Raw genomic sequence first — 17,270 nt, 5'->3', positions numbered from 1 at the left:
CTTAAGGCATCACTGGCGGCATATACGCCAGCGTCGTCCCCAGTGCCCACAACAACACCAGCACCAGCGGTGTGTGTACCAGCAACTGTACGAACGAAAACCCGATCAGGTCCCGGGCCTTCAAGCCCAGCACGCCCAGCAGCGGCAGCATGTAGAACGGGTTGATCAGATTCGGCAGGGCTTCGGCGGCGTTGTAGATCTGCACGGCCCAGCCCAGGTGGTAGTTCAGGTCGGTGGCCACTTGCATCACGTACGGCGCTTCGATGATCCACTTGCCGCCGCCGGATGGAATGAAGAAGCCGAGAATCGCCGAGTACACGCCCATCAGCAACGCATAGGTGTCATGGGAGGCGATGCTGACGAAGAAGGTCGAGATGTGGTGGGCCAGGGTCTGGGCGTCGGCGCCTTTTACCGTGGTCATCAGCGCGGCGATCGAGCCGTACAGCGGGAACTGGATCAGCACGCCGGTGGTGGTCGGCACTGCGCGGGCCACGGCGTCGAGGAAGCTGCGCGGACGCCAGTGCAGCAGGGCGCCGAGCATGATGAACAGGAAGTTGTAGGTGTTCAGGCCGGAAATCGCGGTGATCGCAGGTTTGGTCGAGAACTCATGGAACAGCCAGCCAGCGGCCAGCAGCACCAGCAGGATGATCAGCAGCGGGCTGTGTTCCAGCCATTCGCCGGGACGGGTGCGCGGTTGCAGCGGTGGCAGGTTGAAGCTCGGGTCGACGCCGCAGGCCTCGGCGTCGCGCGCCGAGTTTTTCCCCGGGGCGGTGGCGTAGGCGATGATCACCGAGATTACGATCAGCGCCAGCAGCATCACGCCGGACTGCCAGAGGAAGATTGTCTGGGTGAATGGAATGACCCCGGTGATCGACAGAATCGACGGCGGCAGGCTCGCCGGGTTGGCCTGCAACTGCGCCGCGGACGACGACAGACCCAGGGCCCACACGGCGCCAAGACCGAGGTAGGCGGCAGCACCGGCGGCGCGGTAATCCATTTTCAGATCGGTTCTGCGGGCCAGGGCGCGTACCAGCAGGCCGCCGAATACCAGCGACAGGCCCCAGTTCAGAAGCGAAGCGACCATGGAAATCAGGGCGACCCAGGCCACGGCGGAACGGCCGTTTTTCGGGATCTTGGCCAGGCGGTCAATCAGCTTCACCGCAGGCGGAGAGCTGGCCACCACATAACCGCCGATCACCACGAACGCCATCTGCATGGTGAAGGGGATCAGGCTCCAGAAGCCATCACCGAACGCCATCGCGGCATCGGTGGGCTTGGCGCCCATGAACATCGTGGCCACGGCAACGATGATCACTGCAAGGGCGGCAAAGACCCAGGAATCGGGGAACCAGCGTTCGGCAAAACTTGAGCAGCGCAGGGCAAAGCGGGCTGAGCGGCTATCTTCGATATCAGCGGCCACGGGAACACCTCGAATTTTTATGTTTTGTTGTGGTCTTCAGGGCTCCGATCGCCCGTCTGGACAGGCGGTTACAGTAAATCAAGGCGAAATATTTTGTGACGCTGTTTTACGGCTATGCGACTTTGGTCTAGCGGGTTGTTCCTTGCGGCGTTTGCGTAGACCATGGGCGCCTTGGTTTTTGCCTGTGCCAGAGTTCTTTTACATGAATGCCATTACCGATTCGCGCCCGGCGCCCTTTCGCCGCTCGGACTACAAGACCCTGGGCCTCGCGGCCCTTGGCGGGGCGCTGGAAATCTACGACTTCATCATCTTCGTGTTTTTCGCGCTGACCTTGAGCCAGTTGTTTTTCCCGCCGGAAATGCCCGAATGGCTGCGGCTGCTGCAGAGCTTCGGCATCTTCGTCACTGGCTACCTCGCGCGCCCCCTGGGCGGAATCCTGATGGCGCACTTCGCCGACCGGCTGGGGCGCAAACGGGTGTTCAGCCTGAGCATCCTGATGATGGCGCTGCCCTGCCTGCTGATCGGGGTCATGCCGACCTACGCGCAAATCGGCTATTTCGCACCGCTGTTGCTGTTGTTGCTGCGTGTTCTTCAAGGGGCCGCGGTTGGCGGCGAGGTCCCCAGTGCCTGGGTGTTCGTGGCTGAACATGCGCCGATTGGCCATCGCGGCTACGCCTTGGGCTTTTTGCAGGCAGGGCTGACTTTCGGCTACCTGCTGGGCGCCCTCACGGCGACCTTCCTCGCTCAGCTTTTCACCCCGACCGAGATCCTCGATTACGCCTGGCGGTATCCGTTCCTGCTCGGTGGCGTGTTCGGGGTGATCGGTGTTTGGCTACGCCGCTGGCTCAGTGAAACTCCGGTGTTCACGGCCATGCAGGCTCGCCGCGAAGAACACGTCGAACTGCCGTTGCGGGCGGTGCTGCGCGAGCATCGGCTGGCCATGCTGCCGGCGATGATCCTCACCTGTGTGCTGACCTCGGCGGTGGTGGTGTTCGTGGTCATCACCCCGACCATGATGCAGAAAACCTTCGGCATGACCGCCAGCCACACCTTCGCCCTGAGCGCACTGGGTATCGTCTTTCTGAACATCGGCTGCGTGCTGGCGGGTTTGCTGGTCGACCGTGTCGGGGCCTGGCGCACGGTCATGATTTACAGCCTGTTGCTGCCGCTGGGTATTGGCGTGCTCTACGCCTGTCTGATCAATGGCGGTAACTGGATCGGTCTGGCCTACTCGATAGCAGGTCTCTGTTGCGGAGTGGTTGGCGCGGTGCCCTCGGTGATGGTCAGCCTGTTCCCGGCGCGCATCCGCGTTTCCGGCATTTCCTTTACCTACAACATTGCCTATGCCGCATGGGCGAGTATCACACCGTTGTTGCTGATCGGTCTGATGCCATGGAGTCCATGGATTTGCGTGATTTTCTGCGCGGTGATGGGCGCGGTGGGCATGGGCAGTGCGGCGTATTTCGGTGCGCGGATGCCGAAGGTCGGCAGTTGTTCTGTCGCTGGCGCGGTGTAATTGCACAGGGGTCTTTCACAGGCCCCTGATTATTTTTGTAGGACAAACCCTAAACGCACTTCAGAAAAGAACCGCTAGGCCGATGGTTAGGCTGCATACCGCTTTCCAACCCTGCCCATCGGTGCTTTCCCATGTTCAATAAACGCTTGAAGCAGGAGCTGCTGGCTCTACGCGAAGAACTCTCCAGCCTTCAGCAAGTGAAGGAAAGCCTGGAAAGCGAGATGCTGGTACTGACCCTCGACCCTGATGGGCGGGTGCAGTCGGTCAACCAGAACTTCCTCGGTGAGATGAATTATCGCAGCGGTGACTTGATAGGTCGGCACATTGAAGACCTGGTCCCGGATCATGTGAAAACCGATGACTTCCATCACCGTTTCAAAGCTGCACTGACCCGCGGCGAGCACTTCGCCGGTGCCGTTCGCCTGTTGCGCGGAAGTGGAGAGGAAGCGTGGTTACGCTCGATCGTGCAGCCTGTGCGCTCGGCGGATGGCCGGATCCGGCATTTCTCGATCTTCTCCAGCGACCTGACCCGCACCATCGAAGCCTCTCGCGAACATGAAAACCTGATCGGCGCGCTGGTGCGTTCGACGGCGGTGATCGAGTTCGACCTCAATGGCACCGTGCTGGCGGCCAATGATCGCTTCCTGTCCGGCATGGGTTACAGTCTGGCGCAGATCAAGGGCAAACATCACCGCACCTTCTGCCGCCCGGAAGACGCCAACAGTGCCGATTACCAAAACTTCTGGCGCCGCCTGAACGCAGGTGAGTATGTGGCCGACCGTTTCCAGCGTGTAGACAGCCATGGTCGTACAGTCTGGCTGGAGGCGTCCTACAACCCGGTGGTCGATGCCAACAACAAGCTCTACAAAGTGGTGAAATTCGCCACCGTGATCACCGATCAGGTCAATCAGGAACAAGCCGTAGCGGAAGCGGCGAACATTGCCTACAGCACCTCGCAGCAAACGGACCAGAGCGCCCAGCGTGGCAACGCGGTGGTAACGCAGGCGGTGGACGTGATGCGAGACCTGGCCAAGCACATGCAGACCGCAGGTGATGGCATCGAAGCCTTGAACGAACAATCGCTGGTCATCGGCACCATCGTCAAAACCATCAGCGGTATTGCCGAACAGACCAACCTGCTGGCGCTGAACGCCGCCATCGAAGCGGCCCGAGCCGGTGAGCAAGGACGAGGTTTTGCGGTCGTGGCGGACGAGGTCCGGCAACTGGCCTCACGCACCAGCCAGGCCACCGATGAGATCGTGCTGGTGGTGCGGCAGAACCAGGAGATGGCGCGCAATGCCGTGGCCCTGATGACCGATGGCAAGCTCCAGGCGGAACAGGGCCTGGCACTGGCGGCGGAAGCGGGCACAGTGATCGTCGAGATTCAGGATGGCGCGCAGAAAGTGGTCAATGCGGTGGGGCAGTTTGCCAATCAACTGGCGAGCTGATTCGTAAAGGATCGCAGCCTGCGGCAGCTCCAGGATGCTCCGCAGGCTGCGATCTTTTCATTTGGGATGTCGCTACAATCGGCTCATTTCTCCAGGAGCAGACATCCATGAGCGTTTCCCACCGCCGGCCGGTTCCCTTGTCCAAGGCCTATCGTTTGCTCAACCACGGGCCGACCGTCCTGGTCAGCGCGGCCCATGGCGGCGAACGCAACATCATGGCCGCGGCCTGGGCCATGCCGCTGGATTTCGAACCGCCGAAAATCGCCGTGGTGCTGGACAAGTCCACCTGGACCCGGCAACTGCTGGAAGCCTCCGGCACCTTCGTCCTCAACGTTCCCTGCGCCGCGCAAGCCGATATCGCGCAAACCGTCGGCTCGACCTCCGGCCTTGAGCTGACTCGAGAACACGGGCGCGATAAATTCCAGATCTACGACTTGCCCACCTTCGACGCCGATAAGATCGACGCGCCGATGCTCGAGGGCTGTGTCGCATGGCTCGAATGCAAGCTGCTGCCCGAACCCGGCAACCATCAGCAATATGATCTGTTCGTCGCCGAAGTGATCGCCGCCCAGGCCGACGAGCGCGTGTTCAGTGACGGGCGCTGGCACTTCGAGGGCCATGACGCGCTGCGTACCTTGCATCACGTCGCCGGCGGACACTTTTTGACCATTGGCGCGCCGGTGGACGGCAAAGCGTTGCTGCCCTAAACACACTTACATCGAGGCCAGGCAATGAGCAAGTTGCGTGTAGGAATCATCTTTGGCGGCCGCTCGGCCGAACATGAAGTGTCGCTGCAATCGGCGAAGAACATCGTCGATGCCCTGGACCGTTCGCGTTTCGAGCCGGTCTTGATCGGCATCGACAAGCAAGGTCACTGGCATCTCAATGATCCTTCGAACTTCCTGCTGAATCAGGAAAATCCGGCGCTGATTGCCTTGAATCAATCCAACCGTGAGTTGGCGGTCGTGCCCGGCAAGACCAATCAGCAATTGGTGGAAACCTCCAGCCAGGAGCTGCTGGGGCACGTCGATGTGATCTTCCCGATCGTCCACGGCACCCTCGGCGAAGACGGTTGCCTGCAAGGCCTGCTGCGCATGGCGGACCTGCCCTTTGTCGGCTCGGACGTGCTGGGTTCGGCGGTGTGCATGGACAAGGACATCAGCAAGCGCCTGCTGCGCGATGCTGGTTTGGCGGTCACACCGTTCGTGACCCTGACTCGCCGAACCGCAGGGCACATGACTTTTGCCGAAGTGGTCGCCAAATTGGGCCTGCCCCTGTTCGTCAAACCGGCAAACCAGGGCTCATCCGTGGGCGTGAGCAAGGCGGTCGACGAAGCCGAATACAACGCGGCAATCGAGCTGGCGCTGGGGTTCGATGAAAAGGTGCTGGTCGAGTCCGCCGTCAGTGGCCGTGAAATCGAATGCGCGGTACTGGGCAACGACAGCGCCATCGCCAGCGGTTGCGGCGAGATCGTGGTGCACAGCGGCTTCTACTCCTACGACAGCAAATACATCGACGACAAGGCTGCCGAAGTGGTGGTCCCGGCCAACATCAGCAAGGAAGCCAGCGAGCGCATCCGCGCGATGGCAGTCGAGGCATTCGAGGTGCTGGGCTGCTCCGGGCTGGCGCGGGTCGATGTGTTCCTCACCGAGAGCGGCGAGGTGCTGATCAACGAAATCAACTCCCTGCCAGGATTCACCCGCATCAGCATGTACCCGAAACTTTGGCAGGCCGCGGGCATGACCTATAGCGAACTGGTCACGCGGCTGATCGAGCTGGCGCTGGAGAAGCATGAGGCTCGCCGGGCTTTGAAAATCAGTCGCTGAGCGAGTCGCCTGATCAAGCCTCTTTCATCGGCTTGATCAGGCTCTGGGCCGGAATGCCAAAAAGCTCATGGAGTTTCCAGATCATCGGCAGGGTCAGTGCACGTTTGCCGTTGAGCACTTCATAGACTCGATTGGTACGGCCAATGGCTGGCGCAAGATCGGCAGCGGACAGACCGGATTGCTCCATGCGGAATTTAATCGCGTCGATCGGATTGGGCAGATCCACTGGAAAGTGTTTCGCTTCATAAGCTTCGATCAGCGTGATCATTACCTCGAAGTAGTCACCTTCAGCGGTCTCGGGCTCGGGTTCGTTGTCGAATAGAGCAGACACATTCTTGAGGGCCTCACGGTAGTCCTCTTCGGTACGAATGGGATGAATGTTCATGGTTACTCCATCTCGACGGTGTCGGCGTCGTCATAGTGCGCAGATTGTTGGGGGGAGCACTGGAACCAACTTTACTGAAACAGCCTCGATTTGCGGGTAGGAGCCTGCCGAATCTGAAAGCGAACGGGCACCCGCATTCATAAAAAAGGGCCTACCTCCCAGTAAGCCCTTTCCCACACTCACGTAAGACTCAATCCCCCAACGCTTCCCCCTCACGCCGGGGATCGGCGCCTCCTGCCAGCGAGGCCTTGCCCTGTGCGTCCTTGACCCGAACGATCGCCTGGGTGCCGCTGGTCATGTCGATTTCGCTGACGTTGTGGCCTTTGTCCTTCAGGGCCTGGATCAGTGCCGGGCTGAATTGGCCTTCCTCGAGTTCTGTCGGGCCGTTGCGGCTGCCGAAGTTGGGCAGGTTGATGGCGGATTGTGCGTCGAGGTTCCAGTCGAGCAGGCCTATGGTGGTCTTGGCGACGTATTCGATGATTTGCGAGCCGCCTGGGGAGCCGACGCTGGCGACGAATTCGCCGCTCTGGCGGTCGAAGATCAGCGTCGGGGCCATGGAGGAGCGTGGGCGTTTGCCCGGTTCGACGCGGTTGGCGACTTTCTTCCCGTGCTCTTCGGGGATGAAGGAAAAGTCGGTCATCTCGTTATTGAGCAGGAAGCCTTGAACCATCAGGTGCGAGCCGAAGGCGGATTCGATGGTGGTGGTCATGGAGACCGCGCCACCCTGATCATCCACCGCCACCACTTGCGAGGTGGAGATTCGCAGCGGCGAACGATCCGTCGCGAACGCCACCTTGATCCCCGGCGGCGTTCCGGGTTTGGCCGTGCCCATGCTGCGATCGCTGATCAGTTCGGCGCGGCTGGCCAGATAGGCGGGGTCCACCAGGCCTTTGACGGGTACCGGCACGAAGTCGGTATCGGCCACGTACTGGGCGCGGTCGGCGTAGGCCAGGCGCTCGGCTTCGGAGATCAGGTGCACCGCCTCTGGAGTGGGCTCGATGCCCGCAGGAGCGCTGGACTTGACCGGTTTCAGTGGCGCCAGGGCAAAGCGCTTGTCCTGAGCCTCGAGGGCTTGCAGAGTGCCGAGGATCTGCGCGACGGCGATCCCGCCGGATGACGGCGGCGGCATGCCGCACACTTGCCAGCGCTTGTAGTCGGTGCACAGCGGCGCGCGCTCCTTGGCGCTGTAGCCCTTGAGGTCATTCAGCGACAGGCTGCCCGGGTTGGCGTGGCCCTGGACCTTGGCGACGATTTCCTCGGCGATGGGGCCTTTGTAGAGGGCGTCCGCGCCTTCGCTGGCGATGCGCCGGAAGACATTGGCCAGTGCCGGGTTCTTCAGGCGCGTACCGACGGCTTTCGGGGTGCCGTCGGCATTCAGGAAGTACGCCGCCATGTCGGGCGAGGTGCGCAGCTTCGAGTCCGAGGCGATCAGCAGATGAAGGCGCGGCGAGATGGCGAAACCTTGATCGGCAAGTTCGATAGCTGGTTCGAACAGCTGCGCCCATGGCAGGCGACCGTGTTTTTGATGGGCCAGCTCAAGGGCGCGCAATACGCCCGGCGTTCCCACTGAGCGACCGCCGATCTGTGCCTGGGGAAATGACATCGGTTGCCCGTCGGCCTGTAGGAAAAGCTTCTCCGTTGCGCCAGCCGGTGCCGTTTCCCGGCCATCGTAGGTGCGCACGGATTTGCCATCCCAGAGCACGATCAACGCGCCACCGCCAATGCCTGAAGATTGCGGTTCGACCAGGGTCAATACCGCCTGCATCGCAATCGCCGCATCGATCGCCGAACCGCCGCGACGCAGCATCTCTCGCCCGGCTTCGGCGGCCAGCGGGTTGGCGGCAGCGGCCATGTGCCTGGAGGCGTGGCGGGTTTGCAGGTCGGTGCGAAAACCGGAAGCGTTTTCCGGGGCCTGGGGCAGGGTCGAAACCGAGGGTGAGGAGGGCGGTGCGTTGCATGCGGCCAGCGTTAACGCAGCGACCAGCAGCGACAGCACTGGCAGACGAAAGTGGAAGGCTGAAAACATGCGCGGGGGCCTCTGTCCTTGGGAAAGGTTCAGGGACTTTATCCACCGTTGTGACGTGGCGCAAACCGCGTCCTACAACAACAGTGCTTTTATCCTTCATCAATGGGTGGAATTTCTGTAGGGTCATTGCCGATAGCCCGCCAGAAAATCTACAAGAGGCCGACATGCAGAGCGAATTCCCGACCCAGCCGAGCTACCGTTCCCAGCGCGAACAATTCCTCGCGGCGGCCAGCGCAGCCGGAGCGACGCTGACCGAGTACCCGCACCCGCTCCAGGGGCCGTTTGGCGAGGATCTGAGTACGGATGTGGCGGTGCTCGGTGATCCCGGTGCCAAACGCCTGCTGGTCGCGCTCAGCGGCACCCACGGCGTCGAAGGCTTCTATGGCTCGGGTTGTCAGATCAAATGGCTGCAGGACCTCGGCAAACGCACGTTGCCGGACGATGTTGCGGTGGTGATGATCCATGCGATCAACCCGTGGGGCATGGCGTGGCTGCGTCGGGTCAACGAAGACAACATCGACCTGAACCGCAATCACCTGAACTTCGACGGGCCATTGCCGGACAACCGGGCCTATGACGCGCTGCACGGCATCTATGGGTGCCCGCAGCTGCAAGGTCCGGAGCGTGATCAGGCCGATGCGCTGCTCAATGAGCAGATCCACCAGCACGGTTGGTCGGCGGTCATGTCGATTGTCGAAGGCGGGCAGCACGGGCACGCCGATGGCCTGTTCTACGGCGGGCTGGCGCCGAGCTGGTCGAACCGCACGCTGCAACGGATCCTGCAAGCGCACCTGAGCCATGCCGAGGTCGCGATGTGTTTCGACCTGCACACCGGCGCCGGGGAATACGGGCATCCGATGCTGCTGACCATCACCGAATCCGCTTATCCGGCGCTGGCCGATGCCCAGGCAATTTATGGTCCGTGGCTCTACACCTTGCACACCGGTGCCGGCACGGTGAGCGAAACCGGCGTGGCGGCGACCGCGACCGGCTATACCTCGCAGGCGCTGATCAATGCATTGCCGCAGGTGCGGATGATGCCGTTCGTCATCGAGTGCGGGACTTATCCCGGGCCGGACGTGCACAAACATCTGCGCGACGATCACTGGCTGCATCTGCATGGCAATCCAAGCGATGCGACGGGGCGCGACATCAAGCTCAATCTGCTGGAGCAATTCTTTCCCGCTGACAGCGACTGGCAGGCGATGGTCTGGCTGCGGACGTGGCAGATATGGGAGAGGGCGTTGTCGGCGCTGCCGACGATTCGTACCTGAAATGAACAGTACGGAACGGTTTTACCGTTCCATACGACAGGGCACTTTTCTTGGGGCATAAAAAAACGGCCTACCTCGCGGTAAGCCGTTTTTAGTACTTGGTGGCTACACAGGGACTTGAACCCCGGACCCCAGCATTATGAATGCTATGCTCTAACCAACTGAGCTATGTAGCCAAGTGGCGCGCATTATTCACCGGTAATGCAGATGCGTCAAGCGTAATTCCAAAATATTTTTCTACATTTTCAACCGCTTATCCTCCCGAGCCGGAAAAACGGCCCGGGGGAGGGCGTCAATTGAGCTGGAACCTGCCGGTATTCGCGCTCAGGGCCTTGCTGCCCTGGCTCAAGGTGTCGGCTGCAAGGTTCACCGCCCGCGCGCCTTCGAGCAGGCGAACCGCCGCCTGGTCGACTTGCTGGATGTTGCCGCTGACCTCGTCGGCCGTGCTCGCCTGTTCATCGACCGCCGAGGCGATCTGCGCCAGGGTGTCGGTGACGCCCTGAACGGCGCTGGCAATTTCTCCTAAACGCTCGCCAAGCCCGGTGACGGCTTGCGCATCGGATTGTGCCTGACCGCAGGCGGCTTCCATCAGGCTGACTGCTTCGTTGACTGTGCTGCGCAAGCTGTCGACGGTCCCGGCGATCTGCGCGGTCGAGGACTGGGTGCGTTGCGACAGGCTGCGCACCTCGTCGGCCACCACCGCAAAACCGCGACCCTGCTCGCCTGCGCGAGCGGCCTCGATGGCGGCGTTCAGTGCCAGCAGGTTGGTCTGCTCGGCGACGCCGCGAATGGTGTCGACCACCAGCTGAATCTGCTGCCCTTGCTCACTGACGCGGCCCAGGGCCGCTGCGGTGTCGTTCAGGCGCTGATTGAGTTGCTGGATGCTCGCCGTGGTGCGTTGGCTGTCACGGCTGCTGTCGGCGGCGATGCGTCGGGTGTGCTGGGCGCTGCCGGAAGCCCGCTCGCAGCTCTCGGCGACCCCTTGGGAGGTGGCGGCCAGTTGCGTGGCGGCTGCGGCGATCTGGCTGATCTGCAACTGCTGGGCTTCGACTTCGCCCAGGGCATCGCTGGAATGGTGATTGAGGGTTTGGACCGCGTTGCTCAATTGCGAGGTTTCGTGATCGACACCCAGCAGGCTGCTGCGCAATTGCACGACGGCGACATTCAGGGCCGTACTGATGGCGGCCAGTTCGTCGCGACCCTGTACCGGCGCCTGCAGACTCAGATTGCCATCGCGCAGGCCTTCGGCGAGCAGGGTGATGCCGCTGGCGCTGCGGCGGATCGACGCCTGCAGACAGATGAACAGGTACAAGGCTGCAAGCAGCAGGATGCCGAACACGCTCGCCACCAGGATGAACTGGCGAATCGCTGAACCGTGGTAGTAATCCAGGCGATGATCCAGTGACATCAGAGATTGCTGGCGCAAGGTCGCGAGATCGGCGAGCAGGGCGTCCATGCTGCGCTCGAAGTCTTCCGGCTTGAGGTTGATGCTGCCGCCGAAAACGCCGTCATCGAGGACTTTCAGGCCGCCGTCCAGGCGCCTGAGGCTGTCCTGGTACTGCCCGGCCCAGGTTTGCAGGGCGCTGGGCAGCCGCGCTTCCAGCAGGCTCGCGGTTTTCACCAACTGTTCCCGGGCGTCACCGATACGACTGCGCAAGTCGCGAAGTTGCAGGCGGCTTTGCAGGGTGAATTGCCCGGATACCACTGAAGCCTGGCCAACCGCCGCCAGGCGACCGACCCGCTCGATCAAATCCGGAGCGTGCTGAGTGGAGATCTGCGTCAGCAAATAGGTTTCCAGCCATGGCGCCAGTGTCAGGCGATTGTCCATGGCGATCTGTTCGCGCAGGGCTTGCAGGGCGCTCAAGGCGTTGGTGAAGCGATCGTAGCCGTCAGGCCACCAGCCGACACTGCCCAGGCTTTTGGAGTCCAGGCCATCGAGGGCTTTTTGCAGCGCCTGATAGCGAGCCAGGGTTTCGGCCTCGGCGCCTTCCTTTTGCAGGGTGTTGCTCAAGTCCGAAGTGGCTTGGGCGACGGCGGGTTGAGCTGCATCGAACGCGGCCACGGCGGCGAGGGTGGCAGGCGTCGGCTGACGGTTGGTTTCAGTGGCGCGCCAACGGGCTGCGCGATCACGTTGTGCCGCCAGCAGGTTATCCAGTGCATCGAGGGCCAACAGTTGCCGAACCCCGGCACGTTCGCCGGAGATCAGGTTCAATTTTTCGCGATAGTCCTGGCCGATCATCCACAAGCTGCCGGCCAGCGGCAGGATGAACAACAGAAACAACAGCTGGAATTTGCGTGCGAAGCCGAAACGTCCCAGCAGTCCGATCCCCGGTGATAAAAAAGCCTGCATGCCCCACGACTCCCCTGGACACCACGCACCATTGGCGTGCGTCGAGGTGCGTACGTCCTCGACCGGTGCCCGTTTAAAGGCCTCGAAACTTCACCCTCGTCAGCTCTGTAGGCCGACTCTGTGGCGAAACTTCCCATTCTCGGTCCCCTTTGTAAGGGGCCGCGTTTAAGCGGATAAACAAGGCAAGATTCAGACCATGGCGATGGGCTATCAGCGTTGCGCCGATGAAGTCGATGTTGTCGGCAGATCTGGCAGATTTGAAACAGAAAATCCGGGCACGACACAAATCCCCTGTGGGAGCGGGCTTGCTCGCGAAAGCGGTGTGTCAGTCACCATCAATACTGAATGTGCCGACCTCTTCGCGAGCAAGCCCGCTCCCACAGGAGACCGTGATCGGTCTGGAATGATCAGGCACAAAAAAGCCGCGCATGAGCGCGGCTTTTTCTTGGGCGAGAGCTTTTACACGTTGAAACGGAAGTGCATCACGTCGCCGTCTTTAACGATGTAATCCTTGCCTTCCAGGCGCCATTTACCGGCTTCCTTGGCGCCAGGCTCACCCTTGAACTGGATGAAATCGTTGTAGGCGATCACTTCGGCGCGGATGAAGCCTTTTTCGAAGTCGGTGTGGATCACGCCGGCGGCTTGTGGTGCGGTGGCACCGACGCGGACGGTCCAGGCGCGGACTTCTTCGACACCGGCGGTGAAGTAGGTCTGCAGGTGCAGCATTTCGTAGCCGGCGCGGATCACACGGTTCAGGCCAGGCTCTTCGAGGCCCAGGGCTTCGAGGAACATGTCTTTCTCTTCGCCATCATCCAGTTCGGCGATTTCCGCTTCGATCTTGTTGCAGACCGGAACGACCACGGCGCCTTCTTCTTCGGCAATGGCCATGACCACGTCCAGGTGCGGGTTGTTCTCGAAGCCGTCCTCAGCGACGTTGGCGATGTACATGACCGGCTTGGTGGTCAGCAGGTGGAAGCCCTTGATCACGCCTTTTTCATCGGCGCTCATGTTCTTCATCAGGCTGCGCGCAGGCTTGCCTTCGGTGAAGTGAGCGATCAATTGCTCCAGCAGACCCTTCTGAACTACAGCGTCCTTGTCACCGCCCTTGGCATTGCGCGCGACTTTCTGCAGTTGCTTCTCGCAGCTGTCGAGGTCGGCGAAAATCAGTTCCAGGTCGATGATTTCGATGTCGCGTTTCGGGTCGACGCTGTTGGAGACGTGAATCACGTTCTCGTCTTCGAAGCAGCGGACCACATGGGCGATGGCATCGGTTTCGCGGATGTTCGCCAGGAACTTGTTGCCCAGGCCTTCACCTTTCGACGCGCCGGCCACCAGGCCTGCGATGTCGACGAATTCCATGGTGGTCGGCAGGATGCGCTTTGGATTGACGATGGCTGCCAAGGCATCCAGGCGCGAATCCGGCATCGGCACGATACCGCTGTTGGGCTCGATGGTGCAGAAGGGGAAGTTCTCGGCCGCGATACCGGATTTGGTCAGGGCGTTGAACAGGGTGGACTTGCCGACGTTAGGCAGGCCGACGATGCCGCAATTGAATCCCATGGTGTTTCCCCTCGGAGTAGAGTCAGGCCTTCTGGCTGTGCAGGTTTTTCATCGCACGGTTCCATTCACCGGCGAGGATATCCGGCAGCACGCCGAGGGCAAAGTCGATGCTGGCATCGAGTTTTTCCTGTTCGGCGCGTGGCGCACGACCCAGGACGAAATTTGAAACCATGCTGGCGACGCCCGGGTGGCCGATGCCAAGCCGCAGGCGATGGAAAGTGTTCTGATTACCCAATTGCGCAATGATGTCGCGCAATCCGTTGTGACCGCCATGGCCGCCACCAACCTTGAGCTTGGCGACGCCCGGAGGCAGATCGAGTTCGTCATGCGCCACCAGGATTTCTTCAGGCTTGATGCGGAAGAAACCGGCGAGTGCCGCCACGGCCTGGCCGCTGCGGTTCATATAGGTGGTGGGAATCAGCAGACGAACATCCTGACCCTGGTGCGAATAGCGCCCGGTCAGGCCGAAATATTTGCGATCGGCCACAAGATTCACACCTTGTGCGTTCGCGAGGCGCTCAACAAAAAGGGCCCCTGCGTTATGCCGGGTCTGTTCGTATTCGGCGCCTGGATTTCCCAGGCCAACGATCAGTTTGATGGCAGTCACGATAGGGGCCCTTCCTTGAAGTGGTGGATAACATCGCCGCGAAGGTTTCGAGCGGCGAAAGTGGACGAAAAATGCTCATTTACCATGAATGTAAACTCCGCGTTCCCGCCCGCTTTCTCGCTACGTTCCAGTCCGCGATGTTTCCGTCACTCCGGCGTACAGAGTGAAATTACTCTGCAGCGCCTTCTGCAGCTTCTGGAGCAACACGTGGCGCGTGGACGTTGGCAACTGCCTTGTCATCGCCGTGTGCCAGAGCAACAAACTCAACGCCTTTAGGAGCCTTGAGGTCGGACAGGTGAATGATCGCGCCGACTTCGGCGTTAGCCAGGTCAACTTCGATGAATTCAGGCAGGTCCTTGGCTTCGCAGGAAACTTCGATCTCGTTCAGAACGTGAGAAATTTCGCCGCCTTTCTTGACCGGAGCTTCTTCGTTGATGAAGTGAACCGGTACTTTTGCAGTCAGTTTCTGGCCAGCAACAACGCGAACGAAGTCAGCGTGCATGATGAATTGCTTGGCTGGGTGACGCTGCATCGCTTTAACGATGACGTTCTGCTTGGTGCCGTCGACGTTCAGCTCGATAACGTGGCTGTAGGCAGCTTCGTTTTCGAACAGTTTGGCGATTTCCTTGGCCACGATGGTCAGGGATTCAGCAGGCTTGTCACCACCGTATACAACGGCTGGGATGTTCAGAGCGTGACGCAGGCGGCGGCTCGCACCTTTCCCCAGGTCAGTACGCGCTTGAGCGTTCAGAGTAAAGTCAGTCATTTTGTATCTCCAAAATAGCCATCACCGGTTGGCGTTTGCGACCAGCGCCAGACACGGTATGGGCAAAAAAGCCCCGCCCCGACAGTGATGCCGGGGCGGGGCGCTTTTCGTCAACGGGATGTTCTGGAAGGGCAGAGCCCTTAGCGGAACATCGCGCTGATCGATTCTTCATTGCTGATGCGGCGGACCGCCTCGGCAACTACCGGTGCGATATCCAGTTGACGGATACGCGCACAGGCTTGTGCTGCAGCGGACAGCGGAATGGTGTTGGTCACCACCAGCTCGTCCAGCACGGAATTTTCAATGTTCTCGATTGCCCGACCCGACAGCACAGGGTGCGTGCAGTAGGCGAAAACCTTGGCAGCGCCATGCTCTTTCAAGGCCTTGGCCGCGTGGCACAGGGTGCCGGCGGTATCGACCATGTCATCGACCAGGATGCAGGTACGCCCTTCGACATCACCGATGATATGCATCACTTCAGAGTGATTGGCTTTCTCACGGCGTTTGTCGATGATCCCGAGATCCACGCCCAGGGATTTGGCAACGGCACGTGCACGCACGACGCCACCAATGTCCGGGGACACGATCATCAGGTTTTCGAAGCGCTGATCTTCGATGTCATCCACCAGAACCGGGGAGCCGTAGATGTTATCTACCGGAATATCGAAGAAGCCCTGAATCTGGTCAGCATGCAGATCAACCGTGAGAACACGGTCGATGCCGACTACGGTGAGCATGTCAGCAACGACTTTCGCGCTGATAGCCACACGTGCGGAACGCGGACGGCGATCCTGACGGGCATAACCAAAGTAAGGAATAACAGCAGTGATACGAGTAGCCGAGGAGCGGCGGAAGGCATCAGCCATCACTACCAGTTCCATCAGGTTATCGTTGGTCGGAGCGCAAGTCGGCTGAATAATGAAGACGTCTTTACCGCGAACGTTTTCATTGATCTCGGCAGTAATTTCGCCGTCGGAGAACTTACCGACAGAGATGTCACCGAGAGGGATATGCAGCTGACGTACGACACGCCGAGCCAGATCGGGGTTAGCGTTCCCCGTAAAGACCATCATCTTGGACACGCGCAGTACCTGAAGGCTGAGGGTATACCTGGATGAGTATAGGAAAATGGCAGGGGCGGCTGGATTCGAACCAACGCATGGCAGGATCAAAACCTGCTGCCTTACCGCTTGGCGACGCCCCTGTATCTGTTGCAACGAGTACCCGGTACTCGGTTCCTTTAGAGCAGAGTTTGCAGCTTGCGATGCAACATCGAAACGTTGCTTCCTTTTGCTACAAAACCTGTAAGGGTCTCTGTAAGAAGGGCCGAGACTTTATCAGCTTCAGCTTTGCTTGGGAAGCCCCCAAACACACAACTTCCAGTCCCGGTGAGTTTTGCTTCGGTAAATTTACCTAGCAAATTCAAGGCATTACCAACCTCTGGATAACGTCTCGCTACCACCGGCAAGCAGTCATTACGACTGTTTCCCTCAGGAACGGGGCGCACTTTAATGGGCGGCGTGTTACGTGTCAACAACGGATCGGAAAAAATTTCCGCTGTGCTTACAGAGACTTGCGGCACCAGCACGACGTACCAGGGTTCTTCCGGTTCGACGGGGGTAAGTTTCTCGCCCACGCCTTCGGCAAAGGCCGCATGGCCGCGAACGAAAACCGGAACGTCGGCCCCTAGCGACAGGCCCAGCGCAGCCAGCCGGTCTGCATCCCAGCCCAGTTGCCAGAGATGGTTGAGACCCAGCAGGGTGGTCGCGGCATTCGAACTGCCGCCACCGATCCCGCCGCCCATGGGCAGGATCTTGTCGATCCAGATATCAATGCCCAGGGTGCAGCCCGATTGTTCCTGAAGCTTTTTTGCCGCCTTCACGATCAGATTGCTGTCGTGAGGAACGCCTTCGAATTCGGTGTGCAACTGGATCACACCGTCTTCGCGCAGGGCAAAGGTGATTTCGTCGCCGTAATCGAGGAACTGAAACAGCGTCTGCAATTCGTGATAACCGTCTTCACGGCGACCGAGAATGTGCAGCATCAGATTGAGTTTGGCCGGGGAAGGCAGAGTCAGGCGAGCGGTCGGCAT

At 60.3% G+C, this 17,270-nt stretch carries 14 protein-coding genes, 2 tRNA genes and 1 pseudogene; 6 read left to right on the top strand and 11 right to left on the bottom strand.

Features of this window, described 5'->3' with window-relative positions; translation table 11 throughout:
- Position 1 precedes the first annotated feature (1 nt).
- Positions 2-1,420, bottom strand: coding sequence for a short-chain fatty acid transporter (locus ACW9JE_RS05695; RefSeq protein ID WP_224535170.1), 1,419 nt, complete (start codon positions 1,418-1,420; stop codon positions 2-4).
- Positions 1,421-1,622: 202 nt separating this feature from the next.
- On the opposite strand from ACW9JE_RS05695, the gene ACW9JE_RS05690 reads away from it, so the two are divergent.
- The 5 genes and pseudogenes from ACW9JE_RS05690 to ddlA all read left to right on the top strand — a co-directional run bounded on the left by ACW9JE_RS05690 (position 1,623) and on the right by ddlA (position 6,210).
- Positions 1,623-2,936 (top strand): MFS transporter, encoded by a 1,314-nt coding sequence (locus tag ACW9JE_RS05690; RefSeq protein ID WP_457432185.1) that lies wholly within the window; start codon positions 1,623-1,625, stop codon positions 2,934-2,936.
- A gap of 131 nt (positions 2,937-3,067) precedes the next feature.
- Positions 3,068-3,796, top strand: a pseudogene (locus ACW9JE_RS05685) (PAS domain-containing protein); the annotation flags it as partial.
- Positions 3,776-4,384: a methyl-accepting chemotaxis protein gene (locus tag ACW9JE_RS05680; RefSeq protein ID WP_457432195.1), complete on the top strand. Its 609-nt coding sequence runs from the start codon at positions 3,776-3,778 to the stop codon at positions 4,382-4,384. The pseudogene ACW9JE_RS05685 and the gene ACW9JE_RS05680, both read left to right, overlap by 21 nt.
- A gap of 107 nt (positions 4,385-4,491) precedes the next feature.
- A complete protein-coding gene (locus tag ACW9JE_RS05675; protein ID WP_457432184.1) occupies positions 4,492-5,091 on the top strand; it encodes a flavin reductase family protein in 600 nt (199 codons plus the stop codon).
- Between the two features lie 24 nt (positions 5,092-5,115).
- Positions 5,116-6,210 (top strand): D-alanine--D-alanine ligase, encoded by a 1,095-nt coding sequence (ddlA, locus tag ACW9JE_RS05670; RefSeq protein WP_457432183.1) that lies wholly within the window; start codon positions 5,116-5,118, stop codon positions 6,208-6,210.
- Positions 6,211-6,223: 13 nt separating this feature from the next.
- Here the strand turns inward: ddlA and ACW9JE_RS05665 are convergent, their stop codons facing one another.
- Complete coding sequence (locus ACW9JE_RS05665) at positions 6,224-6,595, bottom strand: helix-turn-helix domain-containing protein (protein ID WP_224535162.1); 372 nt, start codon at positions 6,593-6,595, stop codon at positions 6,224-6,226.
- Between the two features lie 190 nt (positions 6,596-6,785).
- Positions 6,786-8,621: a gamma-glutamyltransferase gene (gene ggt / locus ACW9JE_RS05660; protein ID WP_457432182.1), complete on the bottom strand. Its 1,836-nt coding sequence runs from the start codon at positions 8,619-8,621 to the stop codon at positions 6,786-6,788.
- Between the two features lie 164 nt (positions 8,622-8,785).
- Between ggt and ACW9JE_RS05655 the strand changes: the two genes are divergently transcribed.
- Complete coding sequence (locus ACW9JE_RS05655) at positions 8,786-9,895, top strand: DUF2817 domain-containing protein (RefSeq protein ID WP_457432181.1); 1,110 nt, start codon at positions 8,786-8,788, stop codon at positions 9,893-9,895.
- 99 nt (positions 9,896-9,994) lie between these two features.
- Here the strand turns inward: ACW9JE_RS05655 and ACW9JE_RS05650 are convergent.
- The 8 genes from ACW9JE_RS05650 to ispE form a co-directional block, all read right to left on the bottom strand.
- A tRNA-Met gene (locus ACW9JE_RS05650) sits at positions 9,995-10,071 on the bottom strand.
- A 116-nt stretch (positions 10,072-10,187) separates the two neighbouring features.
- Positions 10,188-12,245: a methyl-accepting chemotaxis protein gene (locus ACW9JE_RS05645; RefSeq protein WP_457432180.1), complete on the bottom strand. Its 2,058-nt coding sequence runs from the start codon at positions 12,243-12,245 to the stop codon at positions 10,188-10,190.
- Positions 12,246-12,704: 459 nt separating this feature from the next.
- On the bottom strand, positions 12,705-13,805 hold the full coding sequence (gene ychF / locus ACW9JE_RS05640; RefSeq protein ID WP_224535153.1) for a redox-regulated ATPase YchF: 1,101 nt from the start codon (positions 13,803-13,805) through the stop codon (positions 12,705-12,707).
- Positions 13,806-13,827: 22 nt separating this feature from the next.
- Positions 13,828-14,412 carry an aminoacyl-tRNA hydrolase gene (gene pth, locus ACW9JE_RS05635; RefSeq protein WP_224535151.1) on the bottom strand — a complete coding sequence of 195 codons (585 nt, stop codon included), beginning with the start codon at positions 14,410-14,412 and terminating at the stop codon, positions 13,828-13,830.
- 169 nt (positions 14,413-14,581) lie between these two features.
- Positions 14,582-15,178 carry a 50S ribosomal protein L25/general stress protein Ctc gene (locus ACW9JE_RS05630; protein WP_224535149.1) on the bottom strand — a complete coding sequence of 199 codons (597 nt, stop codon included), beginning with the start codon at positions 15,176-15,178 and terminating at the stop codon, positions 14,582-14,584.
- 140 nt (positions 15,179-15,318) lie between these two features.
- Positions 15,319-16,260 (bottom strand): ribose-phosphate pyrophosphokinase, encoded by a 942-nt coding sequence (locus tag ACW9JE_RS05625; RefSeq protein ID WP_003171603.1) that lies wholly within the window; start codon positions 16,258-16,260, stop codon positions 15,319-15,321.
- A 47-nt stretch (positions 16,261-16,307) separates the two neighbouring features.
- Positions 16,308-16,382 (bottom strand) — tRNA-Gln (locus tag ACW9JE_RS05620).
- Between the two features lie 36 nt (positions 16,383-16,418).
- On the bottom strand, positions 16,419-17,270 hold the full coding sequence (gene ispE / locus ACW9JE_RS05615; protein WP_457432179.1) for a 4-(cytidine 5'-diphospho)-2-C-methyl-D-erythritol kinase: 852 nt from the start codon (positions 17,268-17,270) through the stop codon (positions 16,419-16,421).

The organism is Pseudomonas sp. SDO55104_S430 (genome assembly GCF_054070595.1).
Note: the sequence above shows the minus strand (reverse complement) of the source record. Positions and strands in the feature narration are given on the sequence as shown.